Genomic DNA, 22,161 nt, shown 5'->3' with positions numbered 1-22,161 from the left:
GGGGCGTCCTCGATCAGGTTCGGTGCAGCCCGCGCCAGATCCACAGCCCGGAGAAGAAGCCGACCACGACGAGCGCGGCGAGGAGGAACGCGGCGAAGATGGTCGCGAACATCAGGTTGTCGGCCTCGTAGTTCACAAATCGATACATCAGCAATTGCGATGATTGCTCCGGCGCGTCCTGGCCGGCCTGGCGGAGGACGTCGGTCAGGAGGTCGCCGCGCTGCGACAACTCCTCGGCCTGGATGGTGTCGCGGTCGGCCGAGTAAGAGTAGTGGACTTTGTGGCCGATGATCATGAAATTGATGAGCACGGCGGCGGCGATCCCACCGCCGATGAACTGGACGACGTTCAGGAACGGTCGGACGACCTCCTCGCGCTCCGGGTCGGGGCTGAACTGCGCGTCCATCGCGGCCATGAAGAGGCCGATGCCCGTCCCCATCAGGAAACGCCCCGGGGCCAACTCCCATTGCCCCGGCGCCGAGAACCAGTTCAGGTCGACGACGTCGCGGATGCTCCAGTAGGGCCATTCCATCATGCACCGATAGCAGGCGTCGAGGCCGGCGGAGAGCAGCAGCAGGCCGACGATCGCCACCGGCAGCCCCAGGACCACGCGGCCGCGTCGCCGGCGCAGGTGGGGGATGAGCAGGGCGGCGGCGAAAAGCGACGTGGCGATCCCGATCGGCAAGGGCCAGATCAGCCAGGCGCGTTGCCAGGAGCTGAGGTTGACCATCGTCCCGCCGTAGACGTTCATGATGTAGGCGTGGAAGAACTGGCAGACGCCGCCGAAGAAGAACAAGGCCAGCCGGACCCAGTTCTCGCCCAGGATCCGCCAGTCCAGCTGGGGCCAGGCCAGGTAGAGCGAGACGACCGCGGCAGCGGCGCCGAGGGCCGTCGCGGCCGTGATATCGGGGCCTTCCATCCAGCCGTGCAGCTGCCCCCAGTGCAGAACGTAGACCAGCGAGGCCGACGCCACGACCAGGCCGGGGAAGTAGGCCAGCGATCCCCGGGGCGATCGCGAGCGGGATTCGGGCGTCCCCGCCGTCGACCACAGCACCAGCAGGCCGATCGCGGCGATGGCGCCTTCGAATATGAAACCGTGCTGCCAGTCCGAGGACTCGTACGTCATGGTGGCGGCCGAGATGACCCCCGGGCCGACGACGGGGCAGAGGATGACGGACCAGGCCAGCGGACCCTCCCATTGGGGGCCGAGCAGGTTCGGGGCGAAGTAGATCACCATGCCGGCCCCCACGCCGGCCAGCGCTCGACCGGCCAGAGAGTCCAGCAGGGGCTCCCAGATCTCGACGACGTTCAGGACCGGGCCGAGCATCGCCAGCACCAGTCCCCACAGCATCACGCGGCGAGCGGACCAGCCGCGCCCCAGGGTCGGGCAGGCGAGCATCGTCAGGGCCAGACAGAAGAGGTAGCAGGACTGGAGGACGTAGACCTCGGCGGCCACCCAGCCCCGGCTCACGCCCAACTCGCGAAGGTTCATCGTGTGGCCGCCCGTGGTGAGCAGGACGGCCACGAATCCCACCAGCGGTCGGCCCTCCAGCAGGACGCTCGCGGCCCGGGACGGCATGGAAGGCCTCCCCGCCGCCCCGCTGCCGGGCTCCCGGCCTGTTCCGACGTCGTCGGAGTTCTCCCAGCCGTCCTCAGTCGTCGCCATGCACGTTTTTTCCGTTCGGGTCGAGACGGTTGATCCAGGTGAGTTCCATGCCTTGCGGGGTCTGAACGGTCAGGGTCGGCTGGAGGGGCGGCTCGCGTTCGAGGTCTTTCAGCACCGCCGAGATATGCTCGAACGCTAGCGCGACGGCGGCCTCCTTCTCCGCGAGGCCATGGCCGGACCAGCCCGGCCCCGTGGTGAAGATCACCGGCAGCCGCAGCTCCTGCTGGAAGACGCCGACGCCGTACGGCTGCACGATGGGCACCGGGGAGAGGACCTCGACCCGGCTGTACAGCGGCTTACCGCCGGCGTCGACCTGCGCCGCGCCCCAGGTCTTGATCCCTTCGGCGACGGCGACGAGCGCCGGGTCGGTGATCTGGTTGGATGTGTAAGCCGGCGGAAGCGCGCCCGCCGGGGCCTTCACAGGCCGACACCCTGCTGCGCCGAGGCCCGTGATCGACAGGGCCGCCAGGAGGAGCCGCCAGCGAATCTGAACCGCCGTCATCGTTTTTTCACCTTCCCGGCGCCCGGGTCGGCGGCCGGATAGAGGATGGTCTGCCATTCGCGGGAGACCGGTCGATACTCGGTAGTCCCCACGACGATCTGGAACGTGTCGCCCGGCTCGAGGTTGGCCTCGGTGCCGCGTTGGAGGGTGGCGTAGCCGAGGCCCACGAGGGCCCCGACGCCCATCCCCCCGCCGATGAACGACATGTTGCCGCCCGAGAATTGCGCCCCGATGCTGGCCCCGGTCCCCGCCCCCTCCAGGCCCAGCAGGGTCGTCAACAGGGCGCGGCGCATCCGGGTGGCGAAGCGGCGGTCGGCTAGGTCCATCCGCCAGGGGGCCAGGCCGGTCCTCCCCTCGGAGCCCTGGACCAGCTGGGTCATCTGGATGCTGACGTATCCGGGCCGGCCGAACCGGCCGGGGGGCGTGATCTCCCTCACCGTGCCCCCCACCAGGACCGGGTGGTGGGGGTCCGGGTCGAGCACCTCGGCCAGGAAGCAATCGCCCGGCTGGATCGGGGGCCGGCCATTGAGCAGCCGTTCCCCGGGGCTGAAGCCGTCCTTCGGCAGCAACTGGCAGACCCGCAGGGTCACGGTCAGGCCCGCCCTGAGCAGGACCGGGGCGGACCGTGGGACGGGCTCGGTCGGCGCCGCCGACAGCTCAGGCGCCACCTCCGGCCGGGGCGGCAGCTCGTCCCGACGGTCCTCGTCCTCGCCGCCCACGAGCGGCAGCGGGAGCCCTCGCAACTCCGGCGTCCCGACGGGCAGACCCGGGAGTCCGTCGCTTCCCAGCGGCGACGGCCGCGCGAAGGGAGACGGCACACCAGGCGGCAAGGGCCGCGTGGGCCTCCCGGGCGACGGAGGTTGCGAGAAAGGGGACGCTGGCGAGGGCGACGTGGGGATCGTGAACGCCCCGCTTCGCGCAGGAGTCCCGGAGAACGGCGACTGCGCGGCGCACTCCCCGCCCGGCCCCGCCAGCCCGAGGGCGCAGGCCCCTCCGACCGCGGCCGCCAGCAGCCTCGCCCGCCTCGGCCCGCCGGGGGCCGCGGCCCGGCCCGAATGATCCCCGCGCGGCTCCCTACCGTTTCGCATGGCTCCCCTCCTTCAGCTCGAGCGACGTCCGTGTGCTCTTCTTCGACGCCAGCCAGGGCGTCCATCGGTCGCGGATCCCCTCCGGCGGCGGCTTCTGCCAGGCCGTCAGCCGGGTGATCCGCTTCCGCTCCACGTAGTCGAGCAGTTGCTCCGTGGCGCGGAGGATGTTGAAGCGGGCGAGCTGCAGGTTGTACCACTGGGTCCAGCGGTTGGCGTCGGCCCGGAGCAGGTTGACCCGCGCGCCGAGCACTTCGACCCAGATCGCCTGCTTCTGCTCGTACAGCCGCTCGATCCGCTCCAGCAGCTCCTCCTGGAGCTTCAGCTCGGACTCGCTCAGCTCCCACTCGCGGATCCGCTGCTGCCAGCGATCCCAGGTGTTGCCGGCGTCCACGCCCACCTCGATCAGGGCCTTCTCCAGCTCGAGCTGCGACTGGATCACGTCGAGCCGGGCCTCCCGGATGCCCGACCAGAGGCCGATGTCGACGACCGGCAGGCCGTAGGTGGAGCCGAAGATCGCGCCCAGGGTGATCCCGCCGTTCCGGCCGGGGCTCGTGTTCTTGAATCCCAGCTCGGCCGGCAGGCGGCCCTCGCCGAGCAGGCCCAGGACGCTCCGCTTTTGCTGGAGCCGGGCGATCCGCAGGCCCACCACGCGGAGCCTTACGTCCACCCGCTGCTGCTTGGCGAGCTGGACGGCCTCCTCGCGCGAGCCGGGGAAGTCGGGCATCCAGCGGAGGTCGACTTCGTCGGGGTCGGCCAGGTCGAAGCCGTAGGCGTAGTCGGCCTGGATCGGGACGACCGCCGCCTGCTGCGGCACGAGGAGTCGGCTTTGATGGAGCACGACGGCCAGCTCGCGCCGGGTGATCCGCGATTCCTTCTCCAGGTCGCTGAGCAGGACGCGGGCCTTGTCCTGGCTGACGGCGGCCTCGGTGACCTCGACGTCGTGGGCCTGGTCCTGGCTGAGCTTGCGGCGGGTCAGGGCCAGGGTCTCGGCCGCCAGCTCGACGCCCAGCCGGGCGGTGCGGATGCCGTAGTCGATCTGCTTGGCCTGGTAATAGCCCTGGATCGCCAGCATCATCTGCGAGCGCCGGACCAGCTGCTCCATCAGCACCTTGGCGTGGACGCCCTCCTCGGCGATCGGCAGCGCCGTGATGTGGCCGGACGGGGCCAGTGGGAAGTACAGGTTGGCGCGATTGAGCGCCGCCTGCTGGAGCCCGGGGCTCCCTTCCAAAAGGGCACCGCCGGTGACGTCGGGCAGGATGAGGATCTTGCCGGGGCCGCCCAGCTGGTTGAAGGCCACCGCCAGCTGGGGGAGGTTGATCAGGGGGACGAACTCCTTCAAGGCCTCGAAGCGGGCCACCGAGGCCGTCTGCACCGCGACGTTGGCCTGCACCGTCTCCACGTTGGCCAGGCTCTGCCGGATGGCGTCGTCCAGCCGCAACGGGACCGGCGGGGGGGCCGGCTCGCCGGACGTCGCGGCGGGGGGCTCGACGACCGCGGCGGGCGCGGCGGGCGCGGCGGGCGGCTCCTGGGCGCGGAGGCCCTTCGGGACGCCGGCCAGGAACAAGAGGGCCGCGAGCATCGAGGCCGGCCGCCGGCGGCGGGACCTCGGGGTCGGTTCAGGGGCGGCGGATTCCACCGCTCGGACCCGGGTACGGTTCACCATTCGTGCGCCCCCTTGCGGACGTATCGCGTCGTGTCGATCGTCACCCGAGTCGACATGCCGGGCCGTATGCGGTTCTCGACGTTCTGTTCGTGCGCGAACCGGATGCGCACCGGCAGGCGCTGCACCACGCGGACGAAGTTGCCCGTGGCGTTGTCCGGCGGGAACAGCGAGAAGGCCGCCCCCGACCCGCCCGCCACGCTCTCGACCCAGCCGTCGAACGTCCGGTCGGAGACGGCGTCGACCGCGATCTTCACCGGCTGGCCCACCCGGACGTCGGGCATCTGATTCTCGCGCAAGTTGGCGACGATCCAGAGGTTGTCGAAGTCGAGCGGGACGATGCTGAGGAAGGGTTTGTTGGCCTCGACCGTCTTGCCGACCTGGATGGTGCGGCGGCCGATCACCCCGGCCCTCGGGGCGCGGATCAGCGTGTTGCTCAGGTCGAGCTTGGCCTGCCGCAGCTTGGCCTCCGCCAGCGCCTGCTCGTTGCGCAGGGCCAGGGCCGTGTCGGCGGCCACGGTGAGCTGCATCTGCTCGGCCTGGGCCCGGCCGACCGTGGCGTCGGTGTTGGCCAGGGCTTTGCGACTCTGCTCGAGGCGGACGCGCGCCTCCTGGAGCTCCAGCTCGCTGGCCAGGACCTGGCGCTCGGCGCCCTTGATGTCGCTGTGCAGCGACTCGACCTTGGCGACCGCCGCGCGGTAGGCGGCGTCGCGATTGTCGAACTCCTGGCCGGGGATGTCGCCGCTCTCGGCCAGGCTCTTGAAGCGCTCGTAGTAATACTGGGCGTTCCGCCGCATCGCCTCCAGGCCCGGCATCTGCGCCTCCAGCGCGGCCAGCACCTCCTTCTCCTTCTCGTGGAGCCGGGTGTGCGTCTGGACGGCCACCCGGGCGGCCTCGACCATCTGCTCGGACTCGGCGCGCTTGGCCTGGGCGGCGACCAGCAGCGACTTGCGGTCGTCTGTGGTGAAGTCCGTAGTCACCTCGGCGGCCTCGGCGGCGTGGCCGGCCTGGTAGTACCCGGCCAGCGCCTGGTCGACCGCGATCTGGAACTCCACCGGGTTGATCTGGGCGATCGGGTCGCCGGGCTGGACGATCATGTTGTCGTCGACGAACAGGGCGACCACCTGGCCGGTCACGTTGGAGGCGATCGGCGTGATGTTGCAGACCACGTACGCGTTGTCCGTGTACACGTCGGTCCGGGTGTTCCACCACCAGTACGACGCCGCGCCGCCGAAGGACAGCGTCGTCATGAGCAGGAGCAAACGGGACCGCCCCGAGGCCCAAAGGCGTGGCATGAATCAGTGTCCTGTCGTTGAGATGCGACGCCGCGTTTCCCCCTTCTCCGTCAAGGGGTCGATGCGCGGCGACTTCGAATTCGGACATTCCGAGCGCGGCGGGTCGATGTGGCGATCGGGATCGACCTGCGGGCGCGGCATCGGCCCCTGATTCGCGGGCCTCGCCGCGTGTCGGGCCGTCGGGATGGGCAAATCTGGTCGCTGGCGGGAGGCCGTCGAAATGCGCGTGACGGTGCCGACGGCGACGGTGTCGAGTACTGTGATAGATCGGCAATCAGATCTCATTGCGCCAGTAATACTGATTACGGTGGCGACGAGGCCGACGTGGCCGAGATCAGAGGTCCAGCTCCACGCCCTGGCAGCGGACGCCCGCCGCATCGACGACGAACCGGGCGCGGCAGCGGTCGGTCTCGATGCTCAGCGTGAGCGTCCCTGGGGATCGGGGGGCGAAGTCGATCGAGCGGATCGACTGGCCCCGGAGTCCGGTCAGCGCCAGGTTGGCCTCGTCGAGCGTCTCGCGGATCGCCCGGCCCTGCGGGGTGCGCCGGAAGAGCCGATTGGCGCTCATCTCGGCGGCGGGCCCGTGCAGCCTCCGCAGGCGACCGCTGCTCAGGCTCAGATCGAGCACCCGACCCAGCGGTTCGAGCAGGTCGTCGGGGACCTCGGCCGCCTCGACGGCGGCCGGCAGCGGGTCGTACGGCCGGCGGGCCTCGGGGTCGCCCAGGCGGTCGAGGAACGCCAAGAGCTCGGCTCGGAGGTACTCCTGATCCTCGGGCTCGAGGTGCATGGCGGGGGGCTCCGGGCGAAGGGCCGCCGGGGGCGGCCCCGGCGGCGAAGATGGTCGGCTCACTTGCCGAGGTTCCGAAGCTCCGCCTGCTCGCCGAGGATCGCGTGGACCTCGTGCTCGAATCCGCCGCTCTCGATCGGGCAGTGCATGCCGCATTCCTTCGGGGCGTTGGTCTCCCACCACCAGCGCCCGGCCCGACTGTCCTCGCCCGGCTGGATCGGCCGGGTGCAGGGGATGCAGCCGACGCTCGTGTAGCCCCGGTCGTAGAGGGGGTGGCACGGCACGTCGTACTTGCGGGCGTACTCCCAGACGTCGTCGTGGGTCCAGTCGGCCAGAGGGTTGAGCTTGACGATCCCGCCGTGGTCGTGGTCCAGGTCGATCTTGCGGATGTTGGACCGGGTGGCCCACTGGTCGCGCCGCAGGCCGGTGATCCAGGCGTCGAGGCCCTCGAGCGCCCGCTGCAGTGGCAGGACCTTGCGGACGTGGCAGCAGAGCAGTCGCTTCGGCACGCTCTCGCGGAAGAGGTTCATGCCATTGCGCCGGACCATCGCCTCGACGTGGATGGTCTCGGGATAGCGCACCTCGACGTCGATCTCGTACTTCGCGCGGACCTGGTCGATCAGGTCGTGGGTCTCCTGGGGCAGGCGGCCGGTGTCGACGGTGATCACCCGGACGTCGCGGTTGATCTGCCAGGCCATGTCGAGCAGCACGAGCGTGTCGATCTGGAAGCTGGTGACGATCGCCAGCCTCGGGTGGAACCACTCGAAGGCCCACTCCAGCAGGTCCTCCGGCTCCTTGTCGTCGAACTCGACGGCCAACTCGCCGGCCTCGAAGTCGTCGATGACGAATCCTTGATCCCCTTCCGTCTCCGCTGAACCGCTCATCAGGCCGTCGTCTCCGCGATCTTCGATCTTCAAGGGGCCGCGGCCCGCCCGGGGTCGGGCGGGCGCCTTTGTCGGGGCCCGGTCACAAGTTCCAGTTCATCGCCAGCGAGTCCCCCCGGGCCAGGGCCGCGAGCTCCTCGTCGGACCACCTGGAGAAGAACGCCTGAATCGGCTCTCCGTCCCGACGGTCGCTGAGATAGCCCATCAGCAGGCGCTCGACGTAATACTTCACCTCCCGGCTCGGGACGCGGCGCACGACGGCCTTGCCGACGCCCGCCGAGGCCCCGAGGCCGCCCCGAAGCAGCAGGTCGTAGGCCTCCTCCCGGACTCCGTCGATCTTGAGAGTGGTCCCCTGGATGCCGATGTCGCCGACCCAGTGCTGGCCGCAGGCGTGCGGGCAGCCGTCGAGATGGAGCCGCAGGTCGGCCGCCGCCGCGCCCAGCCGCCCCTCCAGGTGCTCGATGATCTCGCCGAGCTTCCCCTTGGTCTCGCCCACCGCGAAGTTGCAGTGCGGCTCGCCGGTGCAGCCGATGCTGTGGCCCCGGATCGGGTTGACGTCCAGCGACAGTTCGGCCTCGTCGCGCATCCGGGCCAGGGTCTCCTCGACGCGGGCCTCGGGGACCCCGGTGAGGATCAGGTTCTGCTCGCGGGTCAGGCGGATCTCGCCGCCGAGCGACTCGGCGACCTCGGCGGTCCGGATCATCTGCTCGGCTCGGAGCTGGCCGAGATGGACCGGGAAGCCGATGTAGAAGAGCCCCGGTTGAACCTGCGGGCGCACCCCCATGTGGTCGGTCCGGCCGATCGGGCGGGGGTCCTCCTCGAGGTCGGTCAGGCGACGGCCGAGCTGCGCCTCGACCAGCTCCCGGATCTTCGCCGGGCCGTGGTCGTCGACCATGAACTTGAACCGGGCCTTCGCCCGGGACATCCGGTAGTTCAGGTCCGCGCTCCAGACTTGCATGATCGCCCGGGGGACGTCCAGGGCCTCGTCCGGGGCCACGAAGACGCCCAGCGATTTGCCGATCCGGGGGGACGAGGACAGGCCGCCGCCGACCCAGACGGCGAACCCCGGCCATCCGTCCTGGTGAGTGCCGACCAGGGCGACGTCATGGACCTCCGGCCCGTTGCAGTGGTACGGGCAGGCCGAGATCGACCACTTGTGCTTGCGGGGCAGGTCGCCGAAGTCCGGGTTGCCGGAGAACCGCCGATGCGCCTCCAGGACCACCGCCGTCGCGTCGAACCGCTGCTCGGCGTCGACCCCGGAGGCCGGGCATCCGGTGATGTTCCGCAGCACGTCCCCGCAGCCGCCGCGAGTTGTCAGGCCGGCCCCGTCGAGCCGCGCGAGGATCTCCGGCAGCGCCGAGAGCTGGATCCAGTGGAGCTGGACGTCCTGCCGGGTGGTCAGCTCGGCGACGCTCCGACCGTATTGCTCGGCGAGCTCGCCGAGAAGCCGAAGTCGGGCGGGCGTCAGCATCCCGTTGGGGAGCTTGATCCGCATCATCATGAAACCGATCTTCGGCTTGTCGTGGTAGAGGCCGTGCCACTGGAGCCGCAGCATGTCCTCCTCGGGCACGTCCTCGTAGGAGGCGGCCGCCAGCCGATCGTAGTCGTCGGCGAGGTCGTAAGGGGATCGCTCCTTTTTGACGCGCTCGACGTAGTTGCGCCGGAGCACCTCCTCAGGCGTGGCCTGGCGCTGCGCCCGGAAATTCGGGCGTCGCGGTTGCGCCGCCTGGGGTTCCTCATCTGCCATCTCGCAAGGCCCTCGACTCGAGTCGCGCGGACCGCCCGGAGACATACCGGGCCGCCCGTCGGCGACCTCCAACCTGACCGATGATCGGCGTCCGGGAGGCGACGCCGGCCCCGTCTCGTCTCGTCTCGCGGACGCGGGGGCGGGAATCCGCGAATCAGCGGAGGAATTCGACCGTCCCCGCTTCGGGGGGCCTCGGCCCGATCCGCTCCAGGACCCGCCGCACGACCCGGTCGCAATCCTCCCCGGCGAACGCGTATAGCCGCCGCGCCTCCTCTCCGATCTTCCGGTCGATCCAGTGCTGCAACGCGGACCGGGCGCGATGCAGCCGCACCTTGACGTTGGCGGGCGTCAGGTTCAGGCACTCGGCGGTCTGCTCGGTGCTGAGCCGCTCGACCACCCGCAGCGTGAAGACCACGCGAAGCTCCGCCGGCAGGGCGTCCAGGGCCGCGGCGAGCACGCGCCCCAGCTCCCTCTGGCTCGCCTCCTCGACGGCGTCCCGATCGACGGCCGGCGGCGCGGCCCCCGATCGATCCGATGCGATGCGCCGCAGGCGTCGTTTCCGCAGCCGAGCCGTCGCCTCGTGCACGGCGATCCTCGTGAGCCACGTGGAGAACTGCGAGCGTCCCTCAAACCGCCCCAGGTGCTCGTAGGCCCGGAGGTAGGTCTCCTGCATCACGTCCTCGGTCTCCGACTCACCGCCGATGATGCTGCGGACGACGCGGAAGAGCCGCTGGTTGTACCGCCTCATGATCAGCTCGAACGAGGCCGTATCGCCCTCGAGGACACGGCGGACGATCTCCTCGTCCGTAGGCGCGACCGGGATGGCCGCGGGTTCCGCCGCCTCATCGTGCGGTCTCGCGGGCCGATCCGATTCCGGGACGTCTCGTCCGATTCTGGATGTCCATGATTCTGAGTATGGATGCATTGGCGTGTCCCCCGGGAGAACGCAACGTCGTGCGTCTCCAGTTACAGAGTCGCCACGCCGGAATCGGTTACAAGATTTTCCGCTTTCGCCGAAATCGCCGCCCCTCGCCATGCGTACGCGATTCTCGACGGAGTTACGCCCGCCAAGAAGACGCCGCCTTCGGCTGGCGAAGTCGACCGTCCCCACGAGTTCGACCATCCACTAGCGGCGGCCGATCGATAGGGATGCGGAGGCGGATCCCGTGGGATCGCACAAGTCGACGCGCAGATCCTTACGTGGTTGGAGGGTTGAACGACATCTTCGGCGATTAAGCCCGTAAGATTTATGCCAAGGCCGGGTACACGACCTTAGGTCAGCCTCGACGCCTGTCGTCATGGGTCGTCGCCAAGTCGAGCGTCTTGCCCGGCCGACCGTCGGGCCGCCTGCCGGACGGACGGGTCGCACCCGCACGGGTTGTCGGCGTCGATCCGGCCTTCGAACTGGCCCTGCTTCCGGTGCCGGCAATGGGCCTTAAGCCGGTGCTCTGGGCCGACGAGGTCGATCCTGCGGTCAGGGCGCTCCTGGCGGCGGTCGGCGTGGTCAGCGTTTCGCGCCGCAATCTAGAGGTACCCGTTCGTCCCGCCGATCCGCTGCCGCTGCGCTTCCCCGCCGGCCCTCCTTACATCGGCGGGGCCTCGCGGCCGACGGGCGGTAGGTCGCTGCTCGTAGCGATATGCCTATCGCGCGGAGATCGTTTTCAGGCCTCGAACGTCGAGGGCCTGTCCTCTTCGGCCGGCGTCCAGCCGGACGATATCCTCGTCAGCCTCAACGGCTGCAATATGGGACAAGATTTGCAAACAAGTCGCCCCGGCGCGGGCGTCATGGATTGCCGGGACCGCTCGAGGTGCTCGTTGCCCCCGCGATATGCGTCTCACGACTCATCATCCGCCAATTTCGGCCGAAGTTCAGAATGGCGTCGCGAATGTTGCGGCGGCGGAGGGGGATTCGTACATCGGCGGGACTGACCCTGCCATCCCCGTTCAGGTCCGCGAACACGTTCGTTCTGCCGACCAGATTGCGGATCGCCGCGGCGTCCGACGTCGTGACACTGCCGTCGCCGTCGTAATCCCCGTACAGCACCTTGAAGGTGCGGGAATAGGCGTCGCTGGCGACTCCATTGCCGTCGCCGTCAAGCGCGCCGCCCGCCGCGTCGCGGATGCGATTAGTACCAGTCGAAGCGAGTTGGACCATGAGATCCGTCGATTCCACCGCCCTGGCGAATGTCCAGCGGAGGGTGTTGCTGCCATTGCCACGGAAGCCGGCGAGCCTCAGGGCGGGGCTGTGGCGAATCAGGCTGGCGCCAGTGCCGAAGACGGCCTTGCTAAAGACGACTTCCACGCCGGTGATCCTCCAGGGGAGGCTCTCGCGCGAGCTATCGGTGAGGTCGTGGCTCTTGCCGTTCCCGTAGCGCACGCGGACGGCGACCACCCCCGGCAAAGTCGGGTTCACTTTGTCGACGACCTGGGTCTGATGCACGAAGGAGGCGGGGTTGTAGTTGCCGTCGCCCGCCTGCGCGCCCCGGACGACTATACGACCCGCGCCCGACGCCGTGAGGGTAGAGTCGCGGATGCTGCCGGGGCCGGAGAGGACGCTGAAGGTTACGGGAAGACCGGAACTGCTCGTGGCGATCAGAGTGATGGGACCAGCCCCGTAGGTCACCGGCCCAAGTGGGCCGAAGGTGATGGTCTGGTCGGCTTTGAAGATGCGGTTGGCGACGGCGCCGGCCGCGTCCTCGTAGTTGCCGCTCGGGTCGTGGAAGGTCCAGACGTCGCCGTCGTAGGAGCCTGCGTCGGTGTGCGTCGTGCCACCGAGCACAAGTCCGGAACTCAGGTCGATGCCGCCGACGCCCGTCACGGCACCGGTCGCGGCATGCGCCTGGCCGTCGTAGGTGACGGCGTACGGATTGATCACGATCGTCGCGACGGCCTTATCGACCACCAGGGCTCGCCGCACGGCGACGGCTGCGTTGTGGTTCGCATCCCCCGCCTGGGAAGCCTGGACGACGATCGTGCCGGCGCCGAGCAAGACCAGGCTGCCGCCCTGGATCATGCCGGGGCCGGAGACGACGCTGAAGACCACGGGCAATCCGGAGGTGCTCGCGGAAGCCAGTGGAATCGGGCCGCCGCCGAACGTCGCCGTACCGAACGGCCCGAAGGCGATGGTCTGATCGGCCCTGGCGATCGAGTTATGGACGGTCCCCGCGGCGTCGTTGTAGTTGCCCTCGGCGTCGTGGTAGGTCCAGACGTCTCCGCCGTAGTCCCCGGCGTCGGTGTGCGTCGTACCGCCCAGGTTCAGCCCCGACGACGGATTGCCGCCGACCAGGCCGGTGGCCGTGTGGGAGCCGCCGTCGTAAATGACGTTGTAGGGGGTCACGACGATCACCGCATCGGCCCTGGCGATGACGTTGTCGACCGTCCCGGAGGCGTCCTCGTAGTTGCCGCTGGGGTCGTGGAAGCTCCATGCGTCGCCGTCGTAGGAGCCGGCGTTGGTGTGCGTCGTGCCGCCCAGGTTGAGGCTTCCGCTCAGGTCGACGCCCCCGACGCCGGTGGCCGTGCCGGCCGCCGTGTGCGTGTCGCCGTCGTAGGTCGTCGCGTAGGGCGTGACCGTGATCGCGGCCGTCGCCTTGCCGATCACGATGGCGACCGCCTCGCCGTCGCTGGCGGTGTGGTTGTCGTCGCCGGCGTAATGGGCGGTCACGTAGTAGACGCCCGCGTTGGTCAGGTCGGCGACGCCCGTCCCATCGCTGTGGGCCGAGTAGGTCAACGAGGTGGCGTCGACGTCCAGTCGGGCCCCTGTCACGGTCCCGGACCCGCCGGCATGGACCCCGCCGTCGTAAATGAACGGGCCGTCACCGATGGTCGTCGTCACGGACGAGGCCCTGGCGATGATGAGATCCCGGGAGACGTCCTGCGCGGGGTCGTTGTTCGCGTCGCCGAACTGGTGCGCCGTGATGGTGGCGATGCCGGCCCCGATGATGTGCACGTACCAGACGTCGCCGATCAGCAGGACGCTCGCTTCACCGCTGGCGGTGAAGCTTACGGGCAAGCCGGAACTCGCCGATGCGCTGATCACGAAGTCGCCGTCGCCGTAGGTCTTGTCGGGCAGGAGATCGAAGTTGATCGTCTGCGCCTGGCCGAGGAGGGTGTTGGTGATGTAGGCGGCGGCGGAGACGGAGGCCGTGGTGTTGCCATTCGAATCGCTGAGGCTGCGAAGGGCGGCGCCCTGAGCCGCCGTGTTGCCCGTGAAGTCACTGTCGGTGACCGTGACGGTGCCGTTGTGGTTGAACAGTCCGCCGCCGAGCCCCTTGCCGGCCGCTCTGGTAGTGGGGAGCGGGTAGCCGCCGCCGCCGTCGCCGCCGATGGCCGTGTTCCCCGTGATGGTGCTGTTGGTGATGACGACGACGCCCGCTTCGTTGAAAACGGCCCCGCCCATCCCGGCGCCGCCCCCCGCGGTGCTTACGCCACCGATATTTACCGCGTTGCCGCCGCCATAGCCGCCGGCGCCTTGGGCCGAGAGATTCCCCCCGCCGCCGCCGCCGCCGAACCCGCCCGCGCCGCCGGCGCCGGCGCCGAATGCATACCCGCCGCCGCCTCCGCCGCCGCCCGCTCCGAACCCGCCCGCTCCGCCGGCTCCGCTCGTGGCGGTGAGTCCGCCGCCGAACCCGCCGCCGCCGCCGCCGCCGAACCCGCCGTCCCGTCCGTTGATATAGGACGAGGAGAAATCGACGCCACGGGCCGCGCCGGAATAGGGGAAGTTACCGCCGCCGTTGCCGCCCCAACCCGGGTGATGGGTGTCGCTCCTGTCGTACGGCGCGTCGCCGGCGGCATTCAGTCCGCCGCCTCCGCCGCCGCCGTAGGCGTTCAGCAAGAAGGCCCGCCACCCTCCGTCGCCACCCTGGGCGGAATTTCCGGTCAGGGTGCTGTTGAGGATCGTCAACGACCCCTGATTAAAAATCGCGCCCCCGAGGCCGGCCCCGCCGCCGCCGGCACCTCCTATGCCGGCGGTGCCTCCGTCGAACCCCTGGGCTTTGCCGCCACTGACCGTCAAGTTTTGCAATGTCAGATTGCCACTGCTCGCCACGCGAAAGAGGCGCATCGTCGTGCCTGCGGCCGACAGCGTGATCCGGCTGCCGCCGCTGGAACCGTCGATGACGATCCGGTTGTTGACCAGAAAAGCCGACGGCCCGAAGTTCTGATCGCCCACGGCGTTGAGCGTGATCGTTTCACCGTCCAGGCTGCCGGAAAAGGTGATCGTGCTGACGATCGAGATGGAGGCGGAGACCTGGGCCTTCTCGTCGTCGGACAGGTCGCTGATCTTGAGCGTGCCGATGACCAGGTTCATCGCCTCGCGAAATGAGAGCGTGCCGTCATCGGTGTCGACGGCCTCGTCGGCCGTGGTGTTGACGATGATGTTGAGCGTCGGGCGGACCTCGAAGGCGCCGATGTCCGCGGGGAGAAGCCGGTAGGCGCCGCGCTGGTCCGTCCGCAGACGGTTGCCGGAGTCGACGGTCATGACGTCGATCGCCGGGCTGCCGGGCAAAAGGGCCATGGTCCAGGTTGGACCGCCGTTGTCTCGCAGGGGGCCGAGCCGAGGGTCGCCGTCGGGAACCATGGACGTAAACCAATTGCTATCTTCGGGTTTTGCAAAGGTCGGCGTGCGGATCAAGCTCGCAAAGGCCCTGAGCATTCCAATATCTTCGCCGCCGCCGCTGCCCACCACCTCGGAAACGCTGGTGTCGCTCTGACCGACGATGGATCTGTCAATGTCCACACCGGCAGAGAGGGACGTCGAATCGTCGAGGCTGTAGATTTCGCGGCCGGCCGCGAACAGCGTCGAGCCGTCGCCCTGGGTCACCGTGTCGCCGGAGAAGGTGCTGTAGTCGATCGAGATATAGCCGTTGTGGTTGAACAGTGCGCCGCCCAGCCCCTTGCCCGCTGTTCCACCTGAACCGCCGGATCCGCCGATGGCGGAGTTGCCGGTGAAGGTGCTGTTGATGATGTAAACGGAGCGGCGGAAATCGTCGCTCCCTTCATGGAAGATGGCGCCCCCCATGCCGTCCCCCCCGGCACCGCCGCCCGAACCGCCGGCGCCTCCCTCGGCGGAGTTGCCGGTGAAGGTGCTGTTGAGGACGGTCAGCGAGCCATCGTTATAAATCGCACCGCCCCGACCAGCATCGCCGGCGCCCGCCCCGCTGCCGGCCGCGCCCCGGGCCGTGCCGCCGCTGAGCGTCAAATTCCGCAGGGTCAGGCTGCCGGTGCTGGTCACGTAGAAGAGGCGCATCGGCACCCCCGCGGCGGACAGGGTGACGCCGCAATCCCCGCCGGGGCCCTCGATGGCGATGGCGCTGGAAACCAGCAGCGCCGACGCCCCGACGCTGGCGTCCCCCACGGTCGAGAGCGTGATCGTGCCGCCGTTCAGGTTGCCGGCGAAGGAAATGCGATCGGTGTCGGCCGCGAGGACCTGGGCCAGTTCCGCCGCGGATAGCGAACTGAGAGAGAGTGCGCCATTGATGAGGTTGATCGCCTCGCGCAAGGACAGCGTGCTTTCGATCGTGGTCTCGTCGGCCGTGGTGTTGACGATCAGGTGGAAGTTGGTGCGTTCATAGGCGCCGATGTCCACCCTGTACACATTCCGAGGCACGCCGCGTTGATCGGTCAATGCCACGTTGAAGCTGATCCCCTCGTCGATGGCCGGGCTGCTGCCTACGAGGGCCATGGTCTGCGTCGGGCCGCCGTTGTTTTGCAGCGGGCCGAGCAGAGGATCGGCCGTGATGGTGGAGGAGAAGAGGCCGCCGCTCATCCTTCGGATCACATTGTTGCTGCCTTGAGCAGGGCTACCCGTGCCGGTGAAGTCCTCGATAAAGATGTCGGACTGGCCGATGATGGTGCTGCTTATGGACGTGTACGCGGTGGGGTTCGAGTCGTTGAGATTGTAGATGCCGCGGCCGGCCGCGATCAGCGTCGCGCCAAGCGGCTGGACCACGTTGTTCATGGAGAACGTGCTATTGGTTACCGTAAGGCTTCCATTGTGATTGAAAAGTCCGCCGCCCAGCCCCTGGCCGTCGTCGCCATCGAGGAAGAGAGCGGTGCCGCCGGCGCCGCCGATGGCCGAGTTGCCGGTGAAGGTGCTGTTGATGATGACGACGGTGCCCGCCTCATTGAACACGGCACCGCCCTGGCCGTCGCCGCCGTCCCCGCCGAATCCAAGAACGGAACCGCCGATCCCACCCCGGGCGGTATTGCCCGTCAGAGTGCTGTTGAAGATCGACAGCCGGCCCTCGTTGTAGATGGCCCCTCCGACTCCGTCGCCGCCGTCCCCGCTTCCGCCGGCGGATCCCTGGGCGGTGCCCCCAACGAGCGTCAGGTTCCGAAGCGTCAGCCTTCCTCCGCTCGCCACGGCGAAGAGGCGCATCGCCGTCCCCGCGGCGGATAGGGTGACGCCGCTGTCGCCCGCGGGACCATTGATGACGATCGGGCTGTTGACCGCGAACGCCGACGGTCCGGCGCGGCCATCGCCCGCGGTGGAGAGCGTGATCGTCGCGCCTGCCAGACTGGTCGCGAAGCTGATCGTGCTGTCGAAGTCGGAGATGGGAATGACCTGGCCCTGTTCCGCGGGGGAGAGCGCGCTGAAATCGAGCGTGTCGTCGGCAAGGCCGATCGCCTCGCGCAAGGACAGCGTACTCCTGTTGGTGGTCTCGTCCGCCGCGGTGTTGACGATCAGGGAGAATCCCTGGCGAAGTTCATAGGCGCCGATGTCCGGGCGACTGCCTCGGCTCGCACCGCGCTGATCCGTTTGCGTCGCCACGAGTTGATTGCCCGCATTGCGTGCCGGGCTGTCGAACTCGAACGCAAGGGTCGGGGTCAGACCGCCGTTGCGTTCCAGAGAACCAATCTTCGGATCGCCCGAGACCGTGCCCGTCAAGCTGGCCGGGCCGACGATCGTGCGGATGAGATTGGCCGTGCCGCTGACCGCGGCCGGATCGATCACGGTGCTATTGATCACCTGGACGAGCACGTCGGACACGGTGGCGTCGCCCTGGGCGACGATGGTGTTGTTGAGGACCAACTGGGCCGGGGCGTTGCCGTTGCGCAGGTTCAAGATGCCGCGTCCGCCCTGGTCCGCGGAATTGCCGGAGAGGGTGCTGTTGGAGATCGTGACGGTGCCGTTGTAGTTGAACACGACGCCGCCCAGCCCTTTGCCGGCCGCTCCGCTCACGCCGGTGACACCCGCGGCGATGACGCCGCGGCCGCCGCCGCCGCCGATGGCCGCGTTGTCGGTGAAGGTGCTGTTGGCGATGACGACGGTGCCCGAGAGGTTGAAGATGGCGCCGCCCATGCCGGCCCCGCCGCCCCCGCCGCCGCCCTCGCCGGCGTTACCGGCGCCGAACCCGCCGGCGCCAGGATTCGGGTGCCCCGTCTGATTGTCGTGGCCTGGGCCGCCGCCGCCGCCGCCGAATCCGCCGTTGCCGCCGCTGTCGCCCTTGAAGTTGGCCTGGAAGGCTCCATAGGCGTCGGAGCCGCCGCCCCCCCCGCCGCCGCCGAACCCGCCCGCGCCTCCGCTACCGACGAGGGGAACGAGAAACTGATATTTGCCGCCGCCGCCGCCGCCGCCGCCGAACCCGCCGTTGTAACCGTTCTCGGCGGGGTTGCCGCCGGAACCGGCATTGGGCCCGCCGCCGCCGCCGCCGACCTGCGTCCCCCCGGCACCGCCCGGGGCTCCCAGGCCGCCGCCGCCGTTGCCCGGCCCCTCGTTGGCAGACCGATTGCCGCCGGCGCCGCCCTGGGCGGTGTTGCCCGTCAGCGTGCTGTTGAGGAGCGTCAGGGAGCCCTGGTTGAAGACCGCCCCGCCCAGGCCTGCGGCACCGCCGCCGCCGGCGCCGCCCCCGCTGCCGCCGGCACCGCCCCGGGCCGCGAATCGGCGGACCGTCAAGCCCTTCAAGGTCAGGTTGCCGGTCGAAGTGACATGGAAGAAGCGGAACTGGGCGGCGCTCGTGTCGCGCTCGATGGTGATGCCTCGGGATAATCCGGTCTCGCCGTCGATCACCAGCGTCGTACCGACCTCGAAGCCCGAAAGGCCGGCTTGCGTCGTGATCGGGGCGGTGTAGAGGGAGATGGTCCCGCCGTCCAACTTCGAATCGAACTGAATGACGTCGTCGCCGGTGCCCACGGGCGAGCCGTCCACCGAGGTGCGCGTCACGGACGCCCGGATGGCTTCGCGCAGGGAGAGGCCGGCGCCGGCGACCATCTCATCGCTCAGGGTGGTGACCAGGAGGACCGTCGGCACCACCCGATCCTCGAGGAACTCCAACCGCGGCGCGTTCCGGCGTCGCGATCGCCGCCGAGACGCGTCGCACCGGTGAACTTGCGAAACATCCATCCGGGGACCGGAAGCGTCGCGGGACGAATGCGTCGATTTCATCAAATGGACCGTTCTAAAAGGAGAAAACCCGGTCGATCAGGCGTCATGGCGGAGCAGACCAGGTACGAGATTCAGCGCCTCGTCCGGCACGACGAATGAATCGGAGATTATGCGCGGCTGATCGTTGATGACGTCCGGGTGTCGCATTCCGGGGAGCGCCTGCACGGCGAAGATCTCCTGGACCGCGTCCTCGAACTTCACGAACGCGACAGTCCGACCCGTCTCGATGTTCACAACCCAGACGCCGCAGCAGCGCTCCGCCAGCGGCCGCTCGGCGACGTCGATGCCGCTGAAGACGGCGCTTTCACGCACCTGCGACAGGCCGATGAAGGCCAGCGGTCCGCAAAAGTCCAGGCCGCGGGTGAAACCCGGGAGCACGGCGATCGCTTCATACTTTCCCGTGTCGGGGTCGACGCAGCCGAAGCCCCCGCGGCCTGACTCAAGGACCCACAAGCGGCCGTCGTACCAGCGCGGCGAGTGCGGCATCGACAGGCCCTGGGCGATGACCTCTCCCGAGGGCACGTCCAGGATGACGCCGCCGTCCTGCTTGTCGGCCCGCCAGCCGGCGGGCGTGTCGGTCGTTCCCAGGGCGGTGACGTACGCCGGGAGGCCCCCCGCCATGCCGAGCCCATTCAGATGGCAGCGATCCTCAGGCGCCAGCGCCGAGATGAACGGCGGCCGCCATCGTGGTACGAAGCTGTGCTTGTCGCTTCGCGTACACAGGCAGGAGAAGCGCGTGTTGACGAACCACAATTCGGGGTCATCACCGCGGGAACGAGCCCAGCCCATCTCGTGAATCTGGACGTCGCCGGTGCAGACCGACGAGCGCGGCAAGAAGCAGGCGTCGTGGCTGCCGGCCGGCTCCAGGCGGCGGGCCACGGCCGGGGAGTTGTGGTATTCCCAGATCTCTGCGGCCGTGCCGATGGCCAGCCGATCCCCGTCCACCGCCAGGCCCATCGGCCTGCCGAAGCCGCGGAAATGCGTGTTAAGGCGATTCCCGTCGGGGCGGAGCATCACCAACTTGCCGGCCTGGTAGGTCGTAACCAGCACGGAGATCCCGAGTTCCTGAAGGATCGCGGAAAAGTTGCTGGTATGGACGCTGCGCAGCGGCTGGGCCTCGCCGGCGGGTGCGGCGTCCGAAGGCGGGCCGCCGAGCGATCCGCGCACGCCCGCGAGTTCGCGACCGTCCAGCTGGATCGTCGAGGCAGTCGGGGGGATGGGTCCGCTCTGCATCGTCACTTTAGTCTCCCCGGCGCCTTGAGAGTGCTGAACGGTGTTGGGCCTGCATTGGGCGTTCGCCTACAAGAAAGCCACTAATACAGGTGCACTAGCGCGAGGCGCGCGGCGACGGGGGGAACGCTGCCCCTGGATCGGGTCGACTTGTTAAACACTATAGTTCATACTTGGCGATGCCGCTTCGCCGGACGCCAAAAAAATCCAGTAGGAAGTCGTCGCTCCACCCGAAACTTTGTTTCTCCATCGCGAGGCTTCCGCGGCTCGGATGGTGTTTCATCTGCGATAGGGGCAGGTGGTTGATCCGCGCGAAGCTCTCCCGCGGGGACTTCGCGCAGATTCGGGACTCATCTTCGCGACAAGCTACTACGGCGTGTTGACGGATTCGGCGAGCTTCCGAACGTGGATGAATCCGAAGACGAGATAGGCCACGCCGAGATAGACGTCCTTCACCTCTCATACCTTGTGGCGAAGCGGCGGAACTGCTCATACCTTGTGGCGAAGCGGCGGAACTGCTTGGCCTCGGCGAACGCCCGCTCCACCCGGTTCCGCTGCTTGTAGGTCTCGCGCATCTCGTCGTGCCAGGGCCAGGGCTCCTTGCGGTTCGGGATGACCCGCAGGGCGTCGAGGACGACGTCGCGGACCGCGTCCGTCGTGAAGCCGCCGCGCGACCGGCCGAGGGCCTGCGGCTCCGCGCCCCCTTTTCGCGCCGCGCCCCGGCGGCGTGCTGATGGGCGCGGACGACCGTCCAGTCGATCATCAGCCGACTCGCGTCCTCGCACTCGGCCCGCTCGGCCGTCAGCTCGAACAGCCGCTTGAGCCGCCCCGAGTGGATCCAGCGGCGGAGCCGGTTGAAGACCGCGTCCCAGGCCCCGAACTCCGCCGGCAGGTCGCGCCAGGGGACGCCGGTGCGGGCCCGGTAGAGGCCGGCCTCGAATGAACATGCGGTCGGCCAGCTCCGGACCGGGGCCGAGCCGCGAGCGGCATCGTTCGACCATCGGTCCCCAGACGGCCTAGATCTCGTCGGTGATCCTGTATCGCATGGCGGTCGGCTCCAGTCCGGTCGTCCCCCCTAGACGTCAACACGACCTAGCAATCGTCATATCCGGTCGGCCGCTGCGGGGCTGCATGGGGTGAGCCATCATGAGATAATCCCACCGATCCAGCGCATTCTGCTGGAGGTCCCCGGCGTCGGGGGCCCGTCGCCCACCGCCGGCCTCGCATGAGGGTCCCCCGATGGCCGGAATCGCTACCGAGCGCAACCTGCTCTTCGGCCTGCTTGCGCTGCAGAACGGCCTGATCGACCAGGGCCGACTGGTGGCCGCCTTCCAGGCCTGGACGCTGGACAAGGCCGTTGCCCTGGCCGACCACCTCGTCGGACGTGGCGACCTCGATGTCGACGATCGATCCGCCGTGGACGCCCTCGTGGCACGCCACCTCAAGAAACATGGCGGCGACGTGGACCGAAGTCTCGCCGCGATCCCGGTGGGCCGTTCCACCCGCGAGAGCCTGGCTCGCATCGACGATCCCGGTCTCGGCGGCACGCTGCTCCACGTCGGCTCGGCCACGATCCAGCCCGGCGATGACGCCGACCGCACGGCGACCTACGCCGTCGGCGAGGCCACGAGCGAGGGGCAAAGGTTCCGCGTCCTCCGGCCGCACGCCCGCGGCGGGCTGGGCGCCGTCTTCGTGGCCCTGGACGCCGAGTTGCATCGCGAGGTGGCGCTCAAGCGAATCCTCGACGCTCACGCCGACGACCCCGTCAGCCGCCAGCGGTTCCTCCTCGAGGCCGAGGTCACCGGCGGGCTGGAACACCCCGGGATCGTGCCGGTCTACGGCCTGGGCACCTACAGCGACGGCCGCACCCTGTCCTAGGTGAGCGGCTCGGCCGAGACGCTGCCGGGCTCGGCGCTCGGC

13 protein-coding genes are annotated in these 22,161 nt (G+C 69.1%); 1 reads left to right on the top strand and 12 read right to left on the bottom strand.

Annotated elements, in window-relative coordinates; all coding sequences use genetic code 11:
* Nucleotides 1-13: 13 nt before the first annotated feature.
* The 12 genes from VT85_RS26215 to VT85_RS28120 all read right to left on the bottom strand — a co-directional run bounded on the left by VT85_RS26215 (nt 14) and on the right by VT85_RS28120 (nt 21,026).
* Nucleotides 14-1,666: an MFS transporter gene (locus tag VT85_RS26215; RefSeq protein WP_068423127.1), complete on the bottom strand. Its 1,653-nt coding sequence runs from the start codon at nt 1,664-1,666 to the stop codon at nt 14-16.
* Entirely contained in the window at nt 1,653-2,168 is a 516-nt protein-coding gene (locus VT85_RS26210; protein WP_156513224.1) for a hypothetical protein, read from the bottom strand. Before VT85_RS26210 ends, VT85_RS26215 begins: the two co-directional genes overlap by 14 nt.
* Nucleotides 2,165-2,911, bottom strand: a complete 747-nt coding sequence (locus VT85_RS26205; protein ID WP_068423120.1) for a hypothetical protein — start codon at nt 2,909-2,911, stop codon at nt 2,165-2,167. Before VT85_RS26205 ends, VT85_RS26210 begins: the two co-directional genes overlap by 4 nt.
* Nucleotides 2,912-3,242: 331 nt before the next feature.
* Nucleotides 3,243-4,919 (bottom strand): TolC family protein, encoded by a 1,677-nt coding sequence (locus VT85_RS26200; protein ID WP_156513223.1) that lies wholly within the window; start codon nt 4,917-4,919, stop codon nt 3,243-3,245.
* Entirely contained in the window at nt 4,913-6,211 is a 1,299-nt protein-coding gene (locus tag VT85_RS26195; protein WP_068423114.1) for an HlyD family secretion protein, read from the bottom strand. Before VT85_RS26195 ends, VT85_RS26200 begins: the two co-directional genes overlap by 7 nt.
* Before the next feature lie 334 nt (nt 6,212-6,545).
* Nucleotides 6,546-6,998 (bottom strand): hypothetical protein, encoded by a 453-nt coding sequence (locus VT85_RS26190; protein ID WP_068423111.1) that lies wholly within the window; start codon nt 6,996-6,998, stop codon nt 6,546-6,548.
* A gap of 59 nt (nt 6,999-7,057) precedes the next feature.
* Nucleotides 7,058-7,882 carry a phosphoadenylyl-sulfate reductase gene (locus VT85_RS26185; protein WP_068423169.1) on the bottom strand — a complete coding sequence of 275 codons (825 nt, stop codon included), beginning with the start codon at nt 7,880-7,882 and terminating at the stop codon, nt 7,058-7,060.
* Nucleotides 7,883-7,964: 82 nt separating this feature from the next.
* Nucleotides 7,965-9,629, bottom strand: coding sequence for a nitrite/sulfite reductase (locus tag VT85_RS26180; RefSeq protein WP_068423108.1), 1,665 nt, complete (start codon nt 9,627-9,629; stop codon nt 7,965-7,967).
* Between the two features lie 154 nt (nt 9,630-9,783).
* Nucleotides 9,784-10,554: an RNA polymerase sigma factor gene (locus VT85_RS26175; protein ID WP_068423105.1), complete on the bottom strand. Its 771-nt coding sequence runs from the start codon at nt 10,552-10,554 to the stop codon at nt 9,784-9,786.
* An 858-nt stretch (nt 10,555-11,412) separates the two neighbouring features.
* Nucleotides 11,413-18,900, bottom strand: coding sequence for a choice-of-anchor Q domain-containing protein (locus VT85_RS29825; RefSeq protein WP_068423103.1), 7,488 nt, complete (start codon nt 18,898-18,900; stop codon nt 11,413-11,415).
* Nucleotides 18,901-19,047: 147 nt separating this feature from the next.
* Nucleotides 19,048-20,244, bottom strand: a complete 1,197-nt coding sequence (locus tag VT85_RS26165) for a TIGR03032 family protein (RefSeq protein ID WP_082859089.1) — start codon at nt 20,242-20,244, stop codon at nt 19,048-19,050.
* A 449-nt stretch (nt 20,245-20,693) separates the two neighbouring features.
* Nucleotides 20,694-21,026, bottom strand: a complete 333-nt coding sequence (locus VT85_RS28120; protein WP_068423101.1) for a transposase — start codon at nt 21,024-21,026, stop codon at nt 20,694-20,696.
* Nucleotides 21,027-21,480: 454 nt separating this feature from the next.
* Here VT85_RS28120 and VT85_RS26155 point away from each other — a divergent pair, with 454 nt between their 5' ends.
* The gene (locus tag VT85_RS26155; RefSeq protein WP_068423097.1) at nt 21,481-22,119 is read left to right on the top strand and encodes a hypothetical protein; all 639 of its coding nucleotides are present in this window, start codon (nt 21,481-21,483) and stop codon (nt 22,117-22,119) included.
* The last annotated feature ends 42 nt before the right edge of the window (nt 22,120-22,161 follow it).

Origin of the sequence: Planctomyces sp. SH-PL62, from assembly GCF_001610895.1 — a bacterium.
GTDB lineage: Bacteria > Planctomycetota > Planctomycetia > Isosphaerales > Isosphaeraceae > Paludisphaera.
This window is presented reverse-complemented; position numbering and strand designations above follow the sequence as displayed.

Excerpts from the sequence above, each read along its gene's own strand:
- VT85_RS26165 (WP_082859089.1), bottom strand. The coding sequence starts at position 20,244 with ATGCAGAGCGGACCCATCCCCCCGACTGCCTCGACGATCCAGCTGGAC.
- VT85_RS26155 (WP_068423097.1), top strand. The coding sequence starts at position 21,481 with ATGGCCGGAATCGCTACCGAGCGCAACCTGCTCTTCGGCCTGCTTGCG.
- VT85_RS26180 (WP_068423108.1), bottom strand. The coding sequence starts at position 9,629 with ATGGCAGATGAGGAACCCCAGGCGGCGCAACCGCGACGCCCGAATTTC.
- VT85_RS26190 (WP_068423111.1), bottom strand. The coding sequence starts at position 6,998 with ATGCACCTCGAGCCCGAGGATCAGGAGTACCTCCGAGCCGAGCTCTTG.
- VT85_RS26175 (WP_068423105.1), bottom strand. The coding sequence starts at position 10,554 with ATGCATCCATACTCAGAATCATGGACATCCAGAATCGGACGAGACGTC.
- VT85_RS26200 (WP_156513223.1), bottom strand. The coding sequence starts at position 4,919 with ATGGTGAACCGTACCCGGGTCCGAGCGGTGGAATCCGCCGCCCCTGAA.
- VT85_RS26185 (WP_068423169.1), bottom strand. The coding sequence starts at position 7,882 with ATGAGCGGTTCAGCGGAGACGGAAGGGGATCAAGGATTCGTCATCGAC.
- VT85_RS26215 (WP_068423127.1), bottom strand. The coding sequence starts at position 1,666 with ATGGCGACGACTGAGGACGGCTGGGAGAACTCCGACGACGTCGGAACA.
- VT85_RS26210 (WP_156513224.1), bottom strand. The coding sequence starts at position 2,168 with ATGACGGCGGTTCAGATTCGCTGGCGGCTCCTCCTGGCGGCCCTGTCG.
- VT85_RS26195 (WP_068423114.1), bottom strand. The coding sequence starts at position 6,211 with ATGCCACGCCTTTGGGCCTCGGGGCGGTCCCGTTTGCTCCTGCTCATG.